14 protein-coding genes are annotated in these 15,168 nt (G+C 74.0%); 10 read left to right on the top strand and 4 right to left on the bottom strand.

The window, feature by feature from the left end; translation table 11 throughout:
- Positions 1 to 94 precede the first annotated feature (94 nt).
- Positions 95 to 757 carry an organomercurial lyase gene (gene merB, locus QUE38_RS12675; RefSeq protein ID WP_286308625.1) on the top strand — a complete coding sequence of 221 codons (663 nt, stop codon included), beginning with the start codon at positions 95 to 97 and terminating at the stop codon, positions 755 to 757.
- A 30-nt stretch (positions 758 to 787) separates the two neighbouring features.
- Here the strand turns inward: merB and QUE38_RS12670 are convergent, their stop codons facing one another.
- Genes QUE38_RS12670 through QUE38_RS12660 form a run of 3 tightly spaced genes read right to left on the bottom strand, consistent with a single transcriptional unit; the run spans position 788 to position 3,620 of the window.
- Positions 788 to 1,882 (bottom strand): Gfo/Idh/MocA family protein, encoded by a 1,095-nt coding sequence (locus QUE38_RS12670; RefSeq protein WP_286308623.1) that lies wholly within the window; start codon positions 1,880 to 1,882, stop codon positions 788 to 790.
- The gene (locus QUE38_RS12665) at positions 1,879 to 2,685 is read right to left on the bottom strand and encodes a cupin domain-containing protein (protein ID WP_286308621.1); all 807 of its coding nucleotides are present in this window, start codon (positions 2,683 to 2,685) and stop codon (positions 1,879 to 1,881) included. The genes QUE38_RS12670 and QUE38_RS12665 overlap by 4 nt, the downstream gene beginning before the upstream one ends.
- On the bottom strand, positions 2,682 to 3,620 hold the full coding sequence (locus QUE38_RS12660) for a DUF6807 domain-containing protein (RefSeq protein WP_286308619.1): 939 nt from the start codon (positions 3,618 to 3,620) through the stop codon (positions 2,682 to 2,684). The genes QUE38_RS12665 and QUE38_RS12660 overlap by 4 nt, the downstream gene beginning before the upstream one ends.
- 132 nt (positions 3,621 to 3,752) lie before the next feature.
- On the opposite strand from QUE38_RS12660, the gene QUE38_RS12655 reads away from it, so the two are divergent.
- From QUE38_RS12655 to QUE38_RS12615, 9 genes are all read left to right on the top strand, one after another.
- Positions 3,753 to 4,475, top strand: coding sequence for a hypothetical protein (locus tag QUE38_RS12655; protein ID WP_286308618.1), 723 nt, complete (start codon positions 3,753 to 3,755; stop codon positions 4,473 to 4,475).
- Between the two features lie 223 nt (positions 4,476 to 4,698).
- Positions 4,699 to 5,523 (top strand): sirohydrochlorin chelatase, encoded by an 825-nt coding sequence (locus QUE38_RS12650; protein WP_286308615.1) that lies wholly within the window; start codon positions 4,699 to 4,701, stop codon positions 5,521 to 5,523.
- 147 nt (positions 5,524 to 5,670) lie between these two features.
- Positions 5,671 to 7,443 carry a nitrite/sulfite reductase gene (locus QUE38_RS12645; RefSeq protein WP_286311827.1) on the top strand — a complete coding sequence of 591 codons (1,773 nt, stop codon included), beginning with the start codon at positions 5,671 to 5,673 and terminating at the stop codon, positions 7,441 to 7,443.
- Positions 7,440 to 8,309 carry a phosphoadenylyl-sulfate reductase gene (locus QUE38_RS12640; RefSeq protein WP_286308613.1) on the top strand — a complete coding sequence of 290 codons (870 nt, stop codon included), beginning with the start codon at positions 7,440 to 7,442 and terminating at the stop codon, positions 8,307 to 8,309. The genes QUE38_RS12645 and QUE38_RS12640 overlap by 4 nt, the downstream gene beginning before the upstream one ends.
- Positions 8,306 to 9,247, top strand: a complete 942-nt coding sequence (gene cysD, locus QUE38_RS12635) for a sulfate adenylyltransferase subunit CysD (protein WP_286308611.1) — start codon at positions 8,306 to 8,308, stop codon at positions 9,245 to 9,247. Before QUE38_RS12640 ends, cysD begins: the two co-directional genes overlap by 4 nt.
- Positions 9,247 to 10,632, top strand: coding sequence for a sulfate adenylyltransferase subunit 1 (locus QUE38_RS12630; protein ID WP_286308608.1), 1,386 nt, complete (start codon positions 9,247 to 9,249; stop codon positions 10,630 to 10,632). The genes cysD and QUE38_RS12630 overlap by 1 nt, the downstream gene beginning before the upstream one ends.
- A 2-nt stretch (positions 10,633 to 10,634) precedes the next feature.
- Entirely contained in the window at positions 10,635 to 11,483 is an 849-nt protein-coding gene (locus QUE38_RS12625) for an ABC transporter ATP-binding protein (protein WP_286308607.1), read from the top strand.
- Between the two features lie 37 nt (positions 11,484 to 11,520).
- On the top strand, positions 11,521 to 12,402 hold the full coding sequence (locus QUE38_RS12620) for an ABC transporter permease (RefSeq protein WP_286308605.1): 882 nt from the start codon (positions 11,521 to 11,523) through the stop codon (positions 12,400 to 12,402).
- A 110-nt stretch (positions 12,403 to 12,512) separates the two neighbouring features.
- On the top strand, positions 12,513 to 13,937 hold the full coding sequence (locus tag QUE38_RS12615; protein ID WP_286308604.1) for an FAD-dependent oxidoreductase: 1,425 nt from the start codon (positions 12,513 to 12,515) through the stop codon (positions 13,935 to 13,937).
- Between the two features lie 292 nt (positions 13,938 to 14,229).
- Here the strand turns inward: QUE38_RS12615 and QUE38_RS12610 are convergent, their stop codons facing one another.
- Positions 14,230 to 15,159 (bottom strand): aldo/keto reductase, encoded by a 930-nt coding sequence (locus QUE38_RS12610; RefSeq protein ID WP_286308602.1) that lies wholly within the window; start codon positions 15,157 to 15,159, stop codon positions 14,230 to 14,232.
- Between the last annotated feature and the right edge of the window lie 9 nt (positions 15,160 to 15,168).

Raw genomic sequence — 15,168 nt, 5'->3', positions numbered from 1 at the left:
GTGGGAACCCGGAGCACCGCAGGCGGGACGGCCCGGCGGATCCCCGATGCGCGACAGCGGTCGTCGGTGGTAGGAACACCAGAGGGAGGCGATCATGATCGATCTCGAGACGCTCCGCGTCCGCATCTACCACTCGTTCGCCGAGGAGGGGCGCGTCGGCACGGCCGAGGAGCTCGCGGCCGACCTCGGGGCGACGCCCGACGAGGTGCGGCAGGGCATCCGAGAGCTGGCCGAGCATCGCCACCTCGCGCTCGACGCCGAGGGGCGCATCGCCCTGGCGCATCCGTTCGCGACCCGCGATTTCGGGTTCTCGGTGAAGAGCGCAGACACGCTGTGGTGGGGCGGATGCGCGTGGGACGCGTTCTCCATTCCGAACCTCGTGCCCGGGGCGTCGCCGTCGCTGGTGGCGACCACGTGCCCGGCGTGCGGGCGGGCGCACGCGTGGGTGGTCGACGACGAGGCGCCACCCGAGGGCGACCAGGTGGCGCACTTCCTCGTGCCGGTCGCGCACGTGTGGGACGACGTGATCCACACCTGCAGCCACCAGCGCATCTTCTGCGACGAGCGCTGCGTCGACGACTGGCTCGCCCGCACCGGCAACGCGCGCGGCTCGGTGTTCGGCCTCGATCGGCTCTGGAACCTCGCGTCCGACTGGTACTCGGGACGCCTCGAGCGCGGGTACACCCGGCGCGAGCCCGCCGAGGTGGGCGCGTACTTCCGGGGCGCGGGGCTCACGGGGGCATTCTGGGGCAACTGAGCCGCGGGCGGCCACGTGCTGCGGCCGCGCTCAGGCGCCCGGGCGGCGCTCGGTCACCGGGCTCTCGAGGCTCGTCAGGCGTGCCGCGTCCTCGCGCAGCGACTCGGGCGTGACGAGTGCGCCGTCGTGCGCGGCGGACGAGTAGATCGCGGTGACGAGCTCGAACGAGCGGCCCGGGGCGGTCGCGGTGGCGGGCAGCTCGTCGCCCGAGGCGAACGCGGCGTACGCGTCCCGCAGCAGCGGGAGGTGCCCGCTCGGCTCCTCCACGCCCGGCAGTACCCAGCTCGCGACCTCGGCCTCGTCGATGCCCGGCGCGGGCGTGATGCGCCAGTGGTCGTGCCCGTGCCCGTAGAGGTGGTCGACCGTGATGGTCGCCTTCTCGGTGTCGATGCGGATCGAGCTCGTCTCGCGCGGTGACACCGCGCTCGTGATGACCTGCGCGACGGCGCCGTTCGCGAAGCCGACGGTCGCGGTCGAGACGTCCTCGGTCTCGGTCTCGCGGTCGAGGCGCCAGAGGTCGCCGCGCACGCTGGTCCAGTCGCCGAGCAGCCAGGCGAGCAGGTCGATCTGGTGGATGCCGTGGCCGAGCGTCGGCCCGCCGCCCTCGGTCGCCCACTTGCCGCGCCACGGCACCGCGAAGTACGCCGGGTCGCGGTACCAGAGCGTCTGGCAGGTCGCCACGAGCGTGCGGCCGAACGCGCCCGATGACAGGAGCGACTGCACGTGCGCGGCCGCGGTGCCGGTGCGCTGCTGGAACACCACGACGAGGCGGCGGTCGTTGCGCTCCGCGGCGGCGGTCATCTCGTCGAGCTGCGCGAGCGAGAGCGCGGCGGGCTTCTCGCAGACCACGTGCACCCCGGCATCGAGCGCCGCGACCGCCTGCTCGGCATGCACGACGGGCGGCGTGCAGACGTGCAACACGTCGGGCCGCGCCTCGGCGAGCATGGTCCCGAGGTCCTCGTAGACGGCCTCGGCGCCGAACTGCTCGGCGAACCCCTCGGCGGCCTCGCGCACCTGGTCGGCGACGCCGACGATCGGCACGCCGAGCTCGCGCAGCGACTCCGCGTGAGCGTGGGCGATGGCGCCGGTGCCGACGATCGCGGCGCGGAGCGAGGTGGTGGTCATGCGGGGTTCCCTTCGGAGGAGAGGTCATCGGGTGCGTCGGTGGGCGCGAGCCCGCTCAGGTCGACGAGGTCGCCGGGCTCGTAGCGGTGCAGGCGCCCGCACATGCCGAACGCGGGCTCGGCCGGGCGGGTCGCGACGCGGCCGTCGGCGAGGTGGGCGGAGTCGCCGGCGGCGAGCGCGGCCAGTTGCGCGTCGGTCGCGGCGGCGATGCGGGCGACGGATGCCTCCCAGAGCGCGCGCCACGCGGCCGCACGCGGTGCGACCAGCGCCCCGGCACGCGCGTACAGGCGCCGCAGCGCCTCGGCATCCACGTCGCCCTCGGGTGTGCGGAGCGCGGCGAACCCGGCAACGGCGAGGTCCCGGCGGCGCATCGCGGCGGCGAGTCGGTCGGCTTCGGGGGCATCCGCCCCGGGCAGTGCCGCGGCCGCCGCGTACGCGTCGGCGTCGGCGAGCACGTCGTCGGGGAAGGTCATGACCGCGTCGCCCGCCTCGGGCAGCCCGGCGTTCTGCATGACGACGCGCACCGAGAGCCCGCCTCGATTGATCGCGCGGTGGATCACGCCCGGCGAGAACCAGACCACGTCGCCCGGTGCGAGCGGCGTCTCGCGGAACCCGCTCGCGTCGATCGTCTGCACCGCACCCTCGCCGGCGACGACCACGTACGCCTCGCTCGAGACCGTGTGCAGGTGCGGCGTGCCGCCCGCGAGCCCGTCGGGCGCGACGCCGTCGTACACGTCGAGCCGGCTGACCGACGTGCCGCCGGGGAAGTCGGGGCGGGGTGCGCCCGGGGCATCCGTCGTCATCGCTGCCCCAGCAGGTCGTCGAGGCGTTCGCCGGCGGCCCACGCGAGCGCTCCGGCGCGCTCGGGGTCGGATGCCCCGTCGGCGACGACCACCCCGTAGCGCAGCGTCATCGCGTCGTCGGGAGCGATCTCGTGCTCCTCGCTGAAGAACGGCGCCGGGCAGATGCACGCGAACTCCTCGCTGCGCGCGAACCACTGCGTCGGGTGCTGGAGGTTGCCGGGGTCGTCGACGAACACGACGGTCGAGGCCGCGTCGATCTCGTCGTGCTTCCCGGTGAAGCCCATCCAGGGCGCGCGCGTGCCGCGGAGCTCGTCACCGCCGGTGACGCCCGGGGCGAGCAGCTGCCCGCCGGTGAACGAACGGGGTCCGCGCCAGAACAGGCCGCCGTATCCGGCGTTCTCGCGCCCTCTCGTGGTGGGCGAACCGATCGGGATCGCGCGGTCGGTGCGGTTCGTCAGGCGGGTCGCGAAGCCGAGCAGCCAGGCGTCGTCGGCGATGACGGATGCGGCGAGCGTGCGCTCCTCGTCGAAGATCGCCTCGCCCGCCTCGGTCACCCAGGTCAGGCGTTCGACGGCGCGCGGGCTGCTGCCGGAGGCATCCGCTCGCTCGAAGCCGTCGTGGCGCTGCGTGCCGTTGTTGGGCAGCTGCACGTAGCCCTCGCCGCGCACGAAGGTGGGGCCGCCCCAGAAGTTCTCGTCGCCGACGACGGGGAGCGACCAGGCGATGCCCTTGTGCCAGACGTGGTCGTGCGGGCGGTAGAGCGACACGGTGCGCCCGGCGCGCGTGCGAATCGGGCTGAGGTACGGACGCGGCGACTCGTAGGTCGGGTGCGTTGGGCGGAAGACGTACTCCGCGAGGGTGACGCCGCCGTCGTCGGCGCCCGGGTCGGTGATCGTGAGGCGGTCGTCGGACTGGTCGATGCGGAGGTCGGGCATCGGGCTCCTCGGTTCGTCGTCGATCCTGCGCCTGGTTCGCGCCGCTCGTGTGGGAAAGCGCTATCCAGCGTACACGTCTCCGCCCTGTGCGCAATGCCCGCCGAGCGGAGGGGCCGCTGCCATGATGAGCGCATGACCATGATCGGCGCGCCGGCGCACGAGGCGCAACCGGGCGGCGCCGACGCCGCTCCGCCTGCTCCGCCGCGCCGACGGGCCGGAGCGGTCGCCGGCTGGATCGTCGCCGCGATCGCCGTCGTCGCCCTCGCGGGCTGGGCCGCCTGGGCCGCCCTCGGCGCAAGCGCGCTCGGCGGAGTGCGCGTCGTGTACGACGCCGAGCCGCTGCGGTGCGACGGCAGCGCGGTGCACCTGACGTCGGACCCGTGGAACGAGGAGTTCCTGCAGCCGATGGCCGAGCTCACGCCGGGCATGAGCTGCGAGCTCCGGGTGCAGGTCGTGAACGGCGGCTGGGTCGACGTGACCGTGCGCGAGGTGTGGCTCGAGGGCATGGGCAGCGGCAACCTGCTCGGTCTCCGCGTCGACCACGTGAACCCGAACGGGCCCGAGCCACTCTCGCAGGCCGACGAGACGTTCGACGCGGGCTTCGAGATCCTCGGCGGGCTCGTGGTGCCCGCCGGCATGTCCCAGGCGTACACCGCGGCCATCCGCTACGACGGCGGTGCCGAGATGGTCGAGTGCGGGTCGCAGGGGTGGAACCCGGTCGCGGTGCGCGTCGAGGCGCTGGGCGCCTCCAGGCTCGTGCAACCCGCCGACGAGTTCGCCATCTGGTTCTTCGAGGGCGACCTCGCGGAGTGCGAGGAGCTGGGCGCCGCGGGCGCCGCCCTCTCCGACGACTGATCGCGCCCACCGAGTACGCAAACTGCGGGAACGCGCCGCGGATTCCCGCCATTTGCGTACCCCGCCGAGCGCTGGGGCTGCGACGGAGTACGCAGAGTGCGGAAACTCACGCGGAGTTTCCGCACTCTGCGTACTCGGTCGTGCGGGAGTGCGGGCGGCGGGCGCGGGCGTCACGCGGGGAGACATCCGAGGGTCCGCGCGCGCGGGGTGCGAGCATGGGCGCGTGAAGTCACGCCCGCCCGCGCTCGTCGCCGTGTCGCACGGCACGTCGTCGATTGAGGGGCGCACCGCGGTGCGGGCGCTGTTCGACGCGGTCGCCGCTGCGGCGGGCGAGCGGTGGGGGTCGGATGCCCCCGAGCTGCGCCTCTGCCACGTCGACGTCGAGCAGCCCGACGTGCCCACCTCGCTCGCGACGCTGCCCGACGAGACACCCGCGGTGCTCGTGCCGCTGCTGCTCTCGGCGGGATACCACGTGCACGTCGACCTCGCCGACGCGGCGGCCGACGCGCGCGCGGGCGGCCGGCCGGTCGCGGTCGCCGAGGCGCTCGGTCCCGACGACCGCCTCGTACCGGTGCTGCGCCGCCGCCTCGCCGAGGCGGGTGCCCGCGACGACGACCGCGTGGTGCTCGCCGCCGCAGGTTCGAGCGACGCCCGCGCCGTCGACGCGTGTCGCGACATGGCCGCTCGCCTCGCCCGAGCGGCAGCCGCGCCCCAGGTTGCGAGACCCGACGGAAAGCTGCGCTCTGGCGTGCCAGAGCGCAGTCATTCGACGGGTCTCGCACCGCACGAGGGCGCGATCGGGTTCCTGTCGGCCGCCGAGCCGAGGCTGGGCGGGGCGGTGCGGGCAGCGCGCGAGGGCGCCGGCCCGGACGCCCGCGTGGCCGTCGCGAGCTACCTGCTCGCGCCCGGCTACTTCCAGGACCTCGCGGCCGCGAGCGCACCCGACGTCATGGCCGCGCCCCTGCTGCGCCACGACGCCCCGGCCCCCGCCGAGCTCGTCGCGATCGTGCTCGACCGATACACCGCGGGCGCTGCGCACGTCCACTGACGCACCCCGATGACGCGAGTGTTACGCGTTGCATGACCCCACGTGACCCAGCGTGACGCGGCGCCCTACCGGCATCCGCTCGACCTTCCGTACCGTCGGGCACGCACCCCCGATCGGGGGCCGCAGCGAGGAGGGGTGATCGTGACGATCGAGACGACGGATGCCGCGGGGCGCACGCCGCGCAGCTCGCGCGAGGCGCCCGCCGACGGGTCCGCGCCCGCCGAACGACCCGCCCGCCAGGCCCGCCCGCCGCGACCCGCGAGCCGCCCGAACGGGCAGTGGAAGGTCGACGGCACGGCGCCGCTCAACGCGAACGAGGAGTGGAAGCAGGTCGACGGCGGGCTCGCGGTGCGCGAGCGGATCGAGACCACCTACGCCCGCGACGGGTTCGCGTCGATCGACCCGACCGACCTGCACGGCCGGTTCCGCTGGTGGGGGCTGTACACGCAGCGCAAGCCCGGCATCGACGGCGGTCGCACCGCGACGCTCGAGCCGCACGAGCTCGAGGACGAGTACTTCATGCTGCGCGTGCGCATCGACGGCGGGCAGCTCACCACCGAGCAACTGCGGGTGATCGGCGGCATCTCGACGGAGTTCGCGCGCGGCAGCGCCGACCTCACCGACCGGCAGAACGTGCAGCTGCACTGGATCCGCGTCGAGGACGTGCCCGAGATCTGGCGCCGGCTCGAGTCGGTCGGCCTCGGCACGACCGAGGCGTGCGGCGACGTGCCGCGCGTGGTGCTCGGGTCGCCCGTCGCGGGCATCGCCGCCGACGAGCTCATCGACCCGACCCCGCAGATCGACGAGATCACGAGCCGCTTCATCGGCGACGAGTCGCTCACGAACCTGCCGCGCAAGTTCAAGTCGGCGATCACGGGCCACCCGAGCCAGGACGTCGTCCACGAAATCAACGACGTCGCGTTCGTCGCGGTCGAGCACCCGACGCTCGGCGTCGGCTACGACCTGTGGGTCGGCGGCGGCCTCTCGACGGCGCCGCGGCTCGCGGAGCGGCTCGGCGTGTTCGTCGCGCCCGAGCAGGTGGCCGACGCCTGGCACGGGGTCGCGCAGATCTTCCGCGACTACGGCTACCGGCGGCTGCGCAACAAGGCGCGCCTGAAGTTCCTGCTCGCCGAGTGGGGCACCGAGAAGTTCCGCGAGGTGCTCGAGACCGAGTACCTCGGGCACGCCCTGCCCGACGGCCCCGCCGCGCCCACGCCGACGACGACGGGCGACCACGTCGGCGTGCACCGCCAGAAGGACGGCCGGTTCTACGTCGGCGCGACCCCGATCGTCGGGCGCGTGTCGGGCGAGACGCTCACGGCGCTCGCCGAGCTCGTCGAGGCGCACGGGTCGAGCCGCCTGCGCACGACCCCGCACCAGAAGGTCGTCGTGCTCGACATCCCCGAGACCCGAGTCGAGTCGCTCATCGCCGGCCTCGACGCGCTCGGGCTCCAGGCACGCCCGAGCCTGATCCGCCGCGGCACCATCGCCTGCACGGGCATCGAGTTCTGCAAGCTCGCGATCGTCGAGACCAAGGGCCACGCGACCGCCGCCGTGCTCGAGCTCGAGGAGCGTCTCGACCAGCTCGACCTGCCGCACCCGATCAGCCTGCACGTGAACGGCTGCCCCAACTCGTGCGCGCGCATCCAGACGGCCGACATCGGGCTGAAGGGCCAGCTCGTCACGATCGACGGCGAGCAGGTGCCCGGCTACCAGGTGCACCTCGGCGGCGGGCTCGCCTCGCAGGACCGCGACGAGGCCGGCCTCGGCCGCACCGTGCGCGGCCTCAAGGTCGCCGCCGACGGCATCGCCGACTACGTCGAGCGGGTCGTCACGCGCTTCCTCGACGAGCGCGACCAGGCGGCCGACGAGACGTTCGCGCAGTGGGCGCACCGGGCCGACGAGGAGTCGCTGCGATGAGCGCGCGCAACCTGGGGAGCACGGCAGCGGATGCCCGTGGAGTCGGCGTGGCGCCGGAGGCATCCGTCACCGTCTCGACCATGGCAGCGGATGCCTCCGGGGCCGGCGTTGCGCCCGGGGCATTCGCCCGGCGCTCGACCCACGACGCGCCCGCCCGCCGCTCGCCCGACGAGCTGCGCGCCCTCGCCGAGGCAGGGAACGCCGAGCTCGGCAGCCTGACGGACCACGAAGCCTCCCCCGCCGAGGTCGTCGCCTGGGTCGCCCGGCACTTCGCGACGGATGCCGCGGCCGTCGCCTGCTCGATGGCCGACGCCGCGCTCCCCCACCTCGTCTCGCAGCACCTGCCCGGCGTCGACGTGCTGTTCCTCGACACCGGGTACCACTTCACCGAGACGCGCGTCACGCGCGACGAGGTCGCCCGGCAGCTCGACGTGCGCGTCGTCGACGTGCTGCCCGAGCAGACGGTCGCCGAGCAGGACGCCGAGTTCGGCGCGGAGCTGTTCACCCGCGACCCGGCGCTGTGCTGCGCGCGACGCAAGGTCGCCCCGCTGCAGCGGGCGCTCGCGGGCTACGAGGTGTGGTTCACGGGCGTGCGCCGCGACGAGGCGCCGACCCGCACGGGCACGCCGCTCGTGACCTACGACGAGCGCAACGGACTCGTGAAGGTGAACCCGGTCGCGGCGTGGAGCTTCGACGACCTCCTCGAGTACGCGGGCGCGCACGCCGTGCCCGTGAACCTCCTCATGTCGCACGGCTACCCGTCGATCGGGTGCGAGCCGTGCACGAAGCCCGTCGCCGAAGGCGACGATCCGAGGTCGGGCCGCTGGGCCGGCCTCGCCAAGACGGAATGCGGGTTGCACCTATGACCGACACGCTGACGACGACGGATGCCGCGGCATCCGCTGCCCCCGCCGGGTTGGACGCGCTCGACGCGCTCGAGGCCGAGGCGATCCACGTGATCCGCGAGGTGGTCGCCGAGTTCGAGCGGCCCGTGCTGCTGTTCTCGGGCGGCAAGGACTCGGTGGTGGTGCTGCACCTGGCCGCGAAGGCGTTCCGGCCCGGCACGGTGCCCTTCCCGCTGCTGCACGTCGACACCGGGCACAACTTCCCCGAGGTGCTGCGCTTCCGCGACGAGACGGCCGCGCGCCTCGGGGTGCGCCTCGAGGTGGCGCGGGTACAGGACTACCTCGACGACGGGCGGCTGGCCGAGCGCGCCGACGGCACGCGCAACCCGCTCCAGACGCTGCCGCTGCTCGACGCGATCGCCGCCGGGCGACACGACGCGGTCTTCGGCGGCGCGCGCCGCGACGAGGACAAGGCGCGGGCGAAGGAGCGCATCCTGTCGCTGCGCGACGAGTTCGGCCAGTGGGACCCGCGCAACCAGCGGCCCGAGCTCTGGAGCCTCTACAACGGCCGGCACACGGTCGGGCAGCACGTGCGCGCCTTCCCGATCTCGAACTGGACCGAGCTCGACGTCTGGCGCTACATCGCGCGCGAGCGCATCGCCCTGCCACCGCTGTACTTCGCGCACGAGCGCGAGGTGTATGCGCGCGACGGCATGTGGCTCGCGGTGAGTGACGTGTCGGCGCCCCGCGCGGGCGAGACCGTCGAGCGGCGCACGGTGCGCTACCGCACGGTCGGCGACCTGAGCTGCACGGGGGCCGTCGAGTCGGATGCCGCGGACCTCGACGCGATCGTGCGCGAGGTCGCCGCGACGACCATCACCGAACGCGGCGCGACGCGCGCCGACGACCGCCTCTCCGAGGCGGCCATGGAGGACCGCAAGAAGGACGGGTACTTCTGATGACGGATGCCACGCAGCTGCTCGCCCCCGCGAGCGCGACGGATGCCCCAGCGAGCGCCGGCCCCGCCCTCGACCGCGCCGCCGGCGCGACCTCGCTCTTCCGCTTCGCGACCGCCGGCAGCGTCGACGACGGCAAGTCCACCCTCGTGGGGCGCCTGCTGCACGACTCGAAGGCGATCCTCGCCGACCAGTTCGAGCAGGTCGCCCGCACCTCGCGCGAGCGCGGCTTCGGCCAGGGCACCGGGTTCGACTTCGCGCTGCTCACCGACGGCCTGCGCGCCGAGCGCGAGCAGGGCATCACGATCGACGTGGCCTACCGCTACTTCTCGACCGGGCAGCGCAGCTTCATCCTCGCCGACTGCCCCGGGCACGTGCAGTACACGCGCAACATGGTCACGGGCGCGACCACGGCCGACGCGGTCGTCGTGCTCGTCGACGCGCGCAACGGCGTGCTCGAGCAGACGCGGCGGCACCTCGCGGTCGTCGCCCTGCTGCGCGTGCCGCACGTGGTCGTCGCGGTGAACAAGATCGACCTGCTCGGCTTCGACGAGCGCGCGTTCACCCGCGTCGCCGACGACGTGCGCCGCATCGCGGGCGAACTCGGGCTGGCCGACGTGCACGTGCTGCCCGTCTCGGCGCTCGACGGCGACAACGTCGTCGACCGGTCGTCGCGCACGCCCTGGTACGACGGACCGTCGCTGCTCGAGCTGCTCGAGACGCTGCCGCCGCTCGACGGGCTCGAGGCCGACGCAGAGGCGTTCCGGCTGCCGGTGCAGCTCGTGCTGCGCCCGCAGGGCGGCCTCGCGCCCGACCTCGCCGGCGACCCCGCGACCGCCGAGGCCCACCGCGACTACCGCGCCGCGGCCGGCCGCATCGCGTCGGGCACCGTGCGCGTGGGCGACCGCGTGCAGGTCTTCCCGTCGGGCATCGAGACCACGGTCACCGGCGTCGAGGTCGCCGGCGCCCCCGCCGACGCCGCGGCCGCCCCGCAGTCGGTCGCCCTGCGGCTGGCCGACGACGTCGACCTCGCCCGCGGCACGCTGCTCGCCGAGGCCGGCACCCTCCCCGAGGGCCGTCGCGAGATCGATGCCGACCTGTTCCAGCTCGACGCGCGCACGCTCGCGCAGGGGGCCCGCGTGCTCGTGAAGCACGGCACGACGACCGTGCAGGCGATCGTCGCCGAGATCCGCTCCCGGCGCGACCTCGACACGCTCGCCCACGAGCCCGCCGACGCGCTGGCCGTGAACGACATCGGCCGCGCGCGCCTCGTGCTCTCCGCACCGCTGCCGCTCGAGCCGTACGCGCTGCACCGCGCCGGCGGCTCGTTCCTCGTCATCCACCCGGCCGACGGCGCGACGCTCGCCGCGGGGACCGTGCGGAGCTGACCATGGGCACCCCGTCGACCGAGGCCGCGTCCGCGTCCACCCCCGCCACCGCGGCGGGCGTGCGCCTCGCGCCCAGCTTCGACGGGGGCGCGCCGGCGCGCCAGGTGTCGCCGGCACCAGTCGCGATCCGCGTGGAGCACGTCGCCCAGCGTTACGGCGACGGCCCGCTCGTGCTCGACGACGTCTCGCTCGAGGTGGCGCGCGGCGAGTTCCTGTGCCTGCTCGGGGCATCCGGTTGCGGCAAGTCGACGCTGCTCGGCCTGCTCGCCGGCCTCGACGCCCCCACCTCGGGCACCGTGTCGATCCCGGCCGATGGCGCCGCCGCGATGTTCCAGGAGTCCGCGCTGCTGCCGTGGCTCAGCGCCCGGCGCAACGTCGAGCTCGCGCTGAAGCTGCGCGGCGTGGGCCGTGCCGAGCGCCGCACGCGCGCGCTCGAGCTGCTCGACCTGGTGAACCTGGCGGATGCCTCGGAGCGGCGCCCGCACGAACTCTCGGGCGGCATGCGGCAGCGCGTCGCCCTCGCCCGCGCGCTGGCGCAGGACCGCCCGGTGCTGCTCATGGACGAGCCGTTCGCGGCGCTCGACGCGATCACCCGGGACGTGCTGCACGACGAGCTCGAGCGCGTCTGGCGCGCGACCGGCCGCACCATCGTGTTCGTCACGCACAACGTGCGCGAGGCGGCGCGCCTCGGCGAGCGCGTCGTGCTGCTCGGCAGCCGGCCGGGCCGCGTGGTGCGCGAGTGGCGCGTCGCGCGCACGCACGGGCGGCGCATCGAGTCGCCCGAGGTCGGCGCGCTCGCGACCGAGATCACCGAGCACCTGCGCAGGGAGATCCGCCGCAATGCCGCCTGAGACCGTGCAGCCGCAGCCCCTGTCGTCGGAGCCTCCGGTGGTCGAGGCCCCGGCGGCCGACGACCACCGCCGCCTCGAGGCCGGCCTCGACCGGCTGCAGACGCGCGCACCCGCCCGACGGAGCCCGGTGCGACGGGCGCTCGCCACCGCACTGCCGCCCGTCGTCTTCGTCGTGCTGCTCGTCGTCGCGTGGCAGGCAGCCGTCGTGCTGCTCGACCTCTCCCCCGACGTGCTGCCGTCGCCCGCCGCCGTCGCGGGCGCGGTCGGCGCCGCCTGGGCGTCGGGCACGCTGCCCGCGGCCGTCGCCACGAGCGTCGGGCGCGCCTTCGTCGGGTACGCGCTCGCGCTCGTGGTCGGCACCGCGCTGGGACTCCTGCTCGCCGAGGTGCGACCGATCCGCCGAGCGGTCGGACCCGTCGTCTCGGGACTCATGGTGCTGCCGTCGGTCGCGTGGGTGCCCGCCGCGACCCTCTGGTTCGGACTCAGCGACGCGCTCGTCACGTTCGTCGTGCTGATGGGCGGCGTGCCGTCGATCGCGCTCGGCCTCGTCGCCGGCGTCGATCAGGTGCCGCCGCAGCTGCGTCGGGTCGGCCGCGTGCTCGGCGCGGGCCGGTTCCGGCAGGCGATCGACATCGTCTTCCCGGCCGCGCTGCCCGGCTACCTCGCCGGCATCTCGCAGGGGTGGGCGTTCTCGTGGCGCGGTGTGCTCGCCGCGGAGATCATCGCGGTCGGCGGCTCGCTCGGCACCGGCGTCGGCGCGCTGCTCCAGCAGAGTCGCGAGGTGACGGACCTCGCGGGCGTGCTCGGCGCGATCCTCGTCATCCTCGCGATCGGCATCGCCGTGGAGCTCGCCCTGCTCGCGCCGGTGCAGCGACGGGTGCTGCGCGGGCGCGGACTGGCTCCGGGCGGCGCGTCGTGACCGGCGCGGCGTGCCGGCGAGGCATCCGTCGCCTGCTTTCGAACCGAACGAACCCCTGAACCCTCCCCGACCGAACCCCCGAACCTCCCTCCACCGAAAGGCCACCTGACATGACCCTCTCCCTCCGCGTCGTGATCGTCGGCGCCGGTCCCGCCGGCATCTACGCGGGCAACATCCTCCGCCGCCAGGTCGACGAGGCCGGCGGCGAGGTCGCGATCGACCTGTTCGAGTCGCTGCCCGCGCCGTACGGCCTGATCCGCTACGGCGTCGCGCCCGACCACCCGCGCATCAAGGGCATCGTGAACTCGCTGCACGAGATGCTCGACGAGGGCACGATCCGCCTCATCGGCAACGTCGAGGTGGGACGCGACGTCACGGTCGACGAACTGCGCGAGCGCTACGACGCGGTGATCTTCGCGACGGGCGCGCTGCAGGACGCCCCGCTCGACATCCCCGGCATCGACCTGCCCGGGTCGTACGGCGCGGCCGACCTCGTCGCCTGGTACGACGGGCACCCCGACGTGCCGCGCGACTGGCCGCTCGACGCCCGGCAGATCGCGGTCATCGGCAACGGCAACGTGGCGCTCGACGTGGCGCGCGTGCTCGCGAAGCATCCGGCCGACCTGCTCTCGACGGACATCCCGGCGAACGTGCACGCCGGGCTGCTCGCCTCGCCCGTCACCGACGTGCACGTGTTCGGCCGCCGCGGACCGTCGCAGGTGAAGTTCACGCCGATCGAGCTGCGCGAGCTCGGGCACGTGCCCGATGTCGACATCGTCGTGTACGACGACGACTTCGCGCGCGCCGAGCGCGACCCGCACGCCGCGCAGCTCGTCGCCACCAACAACCAGGTCAAGATCATGACCCGCACGCTCGACGGCTGGCGCCGCGCCGAGGGCGACGAGCCGACCGCGTCGCGCCGGCTGCACCTGCACTTCTTCCACGCGCCCGTGGAGGTGCTGGGCGCCGAGCGCGTTGAGGGCGTGCGGTTCGAGCGCACCCGTCCGGTGGGCGACGGATCGGTCGCGGGTACCGGCGAGTTCGTCGACGTGCCCGTGCAGGCCGTGTACCGCGCGGTCGGGTACGCGAGCTCGCCGCTGCCGGGCGTGCCGTTCGATTCTGAGGCGCGCGTGATCTCGAACGACGAGGGGCGGGTGACGGATGCCACGGGCTCGGCCGTTCCCGGCCTCTACGCGACCGGCTGGATCAAGCGGGGCCCCGTCGGCCTCATCGGCCACACGAAGGGCGACGCGCTCGAGACGGTGACCCACCTCGTCGCCGACGCGCGCGCGGGCGTGCTCGCCGCACCGGGCGTCGCGCCGACGGTGGCCGCCGCGGACGGTGACGAGGTGCTCGAGCTGCTCGAGGCCAGGGGCATCCGCTTCACGACCTGGACCGGCTGGCTCGCCCTCGACGCGCACGAGCGCTCGCTGGGCGAGGCGTTCGCGGGCCGGGTCGCGCGCGAGCGCGTCAAGGTCGTGCCGCGCGACGAGCAGGTCGCCGTCTCCCGCGACGGCGCGCTCGTCGCCGGCTGACCACGCTCCGCGACCGAGTACGCAAGCTGCGGAATCGCGCGACGAATTCGCGCCGTTCGCGTACTCGGTCGTGCGCGGCTCCTGCCAAGGCGTACGCAAAGTGCGGGAACTCGCGCGGAGTTCCCGCACTTTGCGTACTCGGTCGACGTCAGTCGGCGTGCGATCGGTGCGTTCGCCCACGACTCCGGCGGGCGATCGGCGGAGTCGGAGGTGCCGATGCCAGTGCGTGCCGTGTCCTGCGTCGATCCCGACGGCGCGGATGCGGGATGTCGGCTGCGAGCGGCGGGTGAGGCTATGCCGTGATCCCGCCGTCGGGTGCGATCTGCGCGATGCGATCGAGGTCGGCGGGCGTGAGCTCGAGCTCTGCGGCGGCGATGTTCTGTGCGACGCGCTTCGGATTGCGTGAGCCGGGGATCGGCACGATGGAGCCCTTCTGAGCGAGGAGCCAGGCGATCGAGAGCTGAGCGAGGGTGGCGCCCTTGGACTCGGCGAGTTCGGTGAGCTCGCCGACGATGGCGACGTTGGCGTCGAAGTGCTCGGGCGCCCAGTACGGGATGTGCTGGCGGAAGTCGGTCGGGCCATACTCGGTGCGGGGCTTCACCGCACCGCTGAGGAAGCCACGCGCCAGCGGCGAGTAGGCGACGAGTCCGATGCCGAGTTCCTCGAGCACGGGGAAGAACGCTTCGGCACTGCGCTGGAAGACGGAGTACTCGGTCTGCAGGACCGAGATCGGATGCACGGCGTGCGCGCGGCGCACATGCTCGGGGGTCGTGTTGGACAGCCCCAGGTACCTGACCTTTCCGGCCTGCACGTACTCGCGCATCACGCCGACGACCTCCTCGACGGGGACGGCGGGGTCGTCCACGTGCTGGTAGAGCACGTCGATGTGGTCCACGCCGAGTCGCTGCAGGCTGCCGTCCACGACGTCACGGATGTGATCGAGCTGCGAGTTCGGGGCAAACGACGGCGTGAATCCGAACTTCGTCGCGATCGTCACCTGGTCTCGGATCGGGGCGAGGGCTCGGCCGAGGAGTTCCTCACCGGCGCCCCAGCCGTACATCTCGGCGGTGTCGAAGTGGGTGACGCCGAGGTCGTGCGCCGTGCGGATCGCGGTGATCGACTCGGTGTCGTCGGTCGGTCCGTACCCGACCGCGGTGCCCATCGAGCCGTAGCCGATGGCGGAGACGGTCAGCCCCTGCTGACCGAGGATGCGCTGTTCCATGAGGGTCCC

This window comes from Agromyces mangrovi (genome assembly GCF_030296695.1).
GTDB lineage: Bacteria > Actinomycetota > Actinomycetes > Actinomycetales > Microbacteriaceae > Agromyces > Agromyces mangrovi.
This window is presented reverse-complemented; position numbering and strand designations above follow the sequence as displayed.

Bases quoted from the DNA above. Each gene is read 5' to 3' on its own strand.
- QUE38_RS12655 (WP_286308618.1), top strand. From the start codon at position 3,753: ATGACCATGATCGGCGCGCCGGCGCACGAGGCGCAACCGGGCGGCGCC.
- QUE38_RS12615 (WP_286308604.1), top strand. From the start codon at position 12,513: ATGACCCTCTCCCTCCGCGTCGTGATCGTCGGCGCCGGTCCCGCCGGC.
- QUE38_RS12630 (WP_286308608.1), top strand. From the start codon at position 9,247: ATGACGGATGCCACGCAGCTGCTCGCCCCCGCGAGCGCGACGGATGCC.
- QUE38_RS12640 (WP_286308613.1), top strand. From the start codon at position 7,440: ATGAGCGCGCGCAACCTGGGGAGCACGGCAGCGGATGCCCGTGGAGTC.
- merB (WP_286308625.1), top strand. From the start codon at position 95: ATGATCGATCTCGAGACGCTCCGCGTCCGCATCTACCACTCGTTCGCC.
- cysD (WP_286308611.1), top strand. From the start codon at position 8,306: ATGACCGACACGCTGACGACGACGGATGCCGCGGCATCCGCTGCCCCC.
- QUE38_RS12670 (WP_286308623.1), bottom strand. From the start codon at position 1,882: ATGACCACCACCTCGCTCCGCGCCGCGATCGTCGGCACCGGCGCCATC.
- QUE38_RS12610 (WP_286308602.1), bottom strand. From the start codon at position 15,159: ATGGAACAGCGCATCCTCGGTCAGCAGGGGCTGACCGTCTCCGCCATC.
- QUE38_RS12625 (WP_286308607.1), top strand. From the start codon at position 10,635: ATGGGCACCCCGTCGACCGAGGCCGCGTCCGCGTCCACCCCCGCCACC.
- QUE38_RS12665 (WP_286308621.1), bottom strand. From the start codon at position 2,685: ATGACGACGGATGCCCCGGGCGCACCCCGCCCCGACTTCCCCGGCGGC.
- QUE38_RS12660 (WP_286308619.1), bottom strand. From the start codon at position 3,620: ATGCCCGACCTCCGCATCGACCAGTCCGACGACCGCCTCACGATCACC.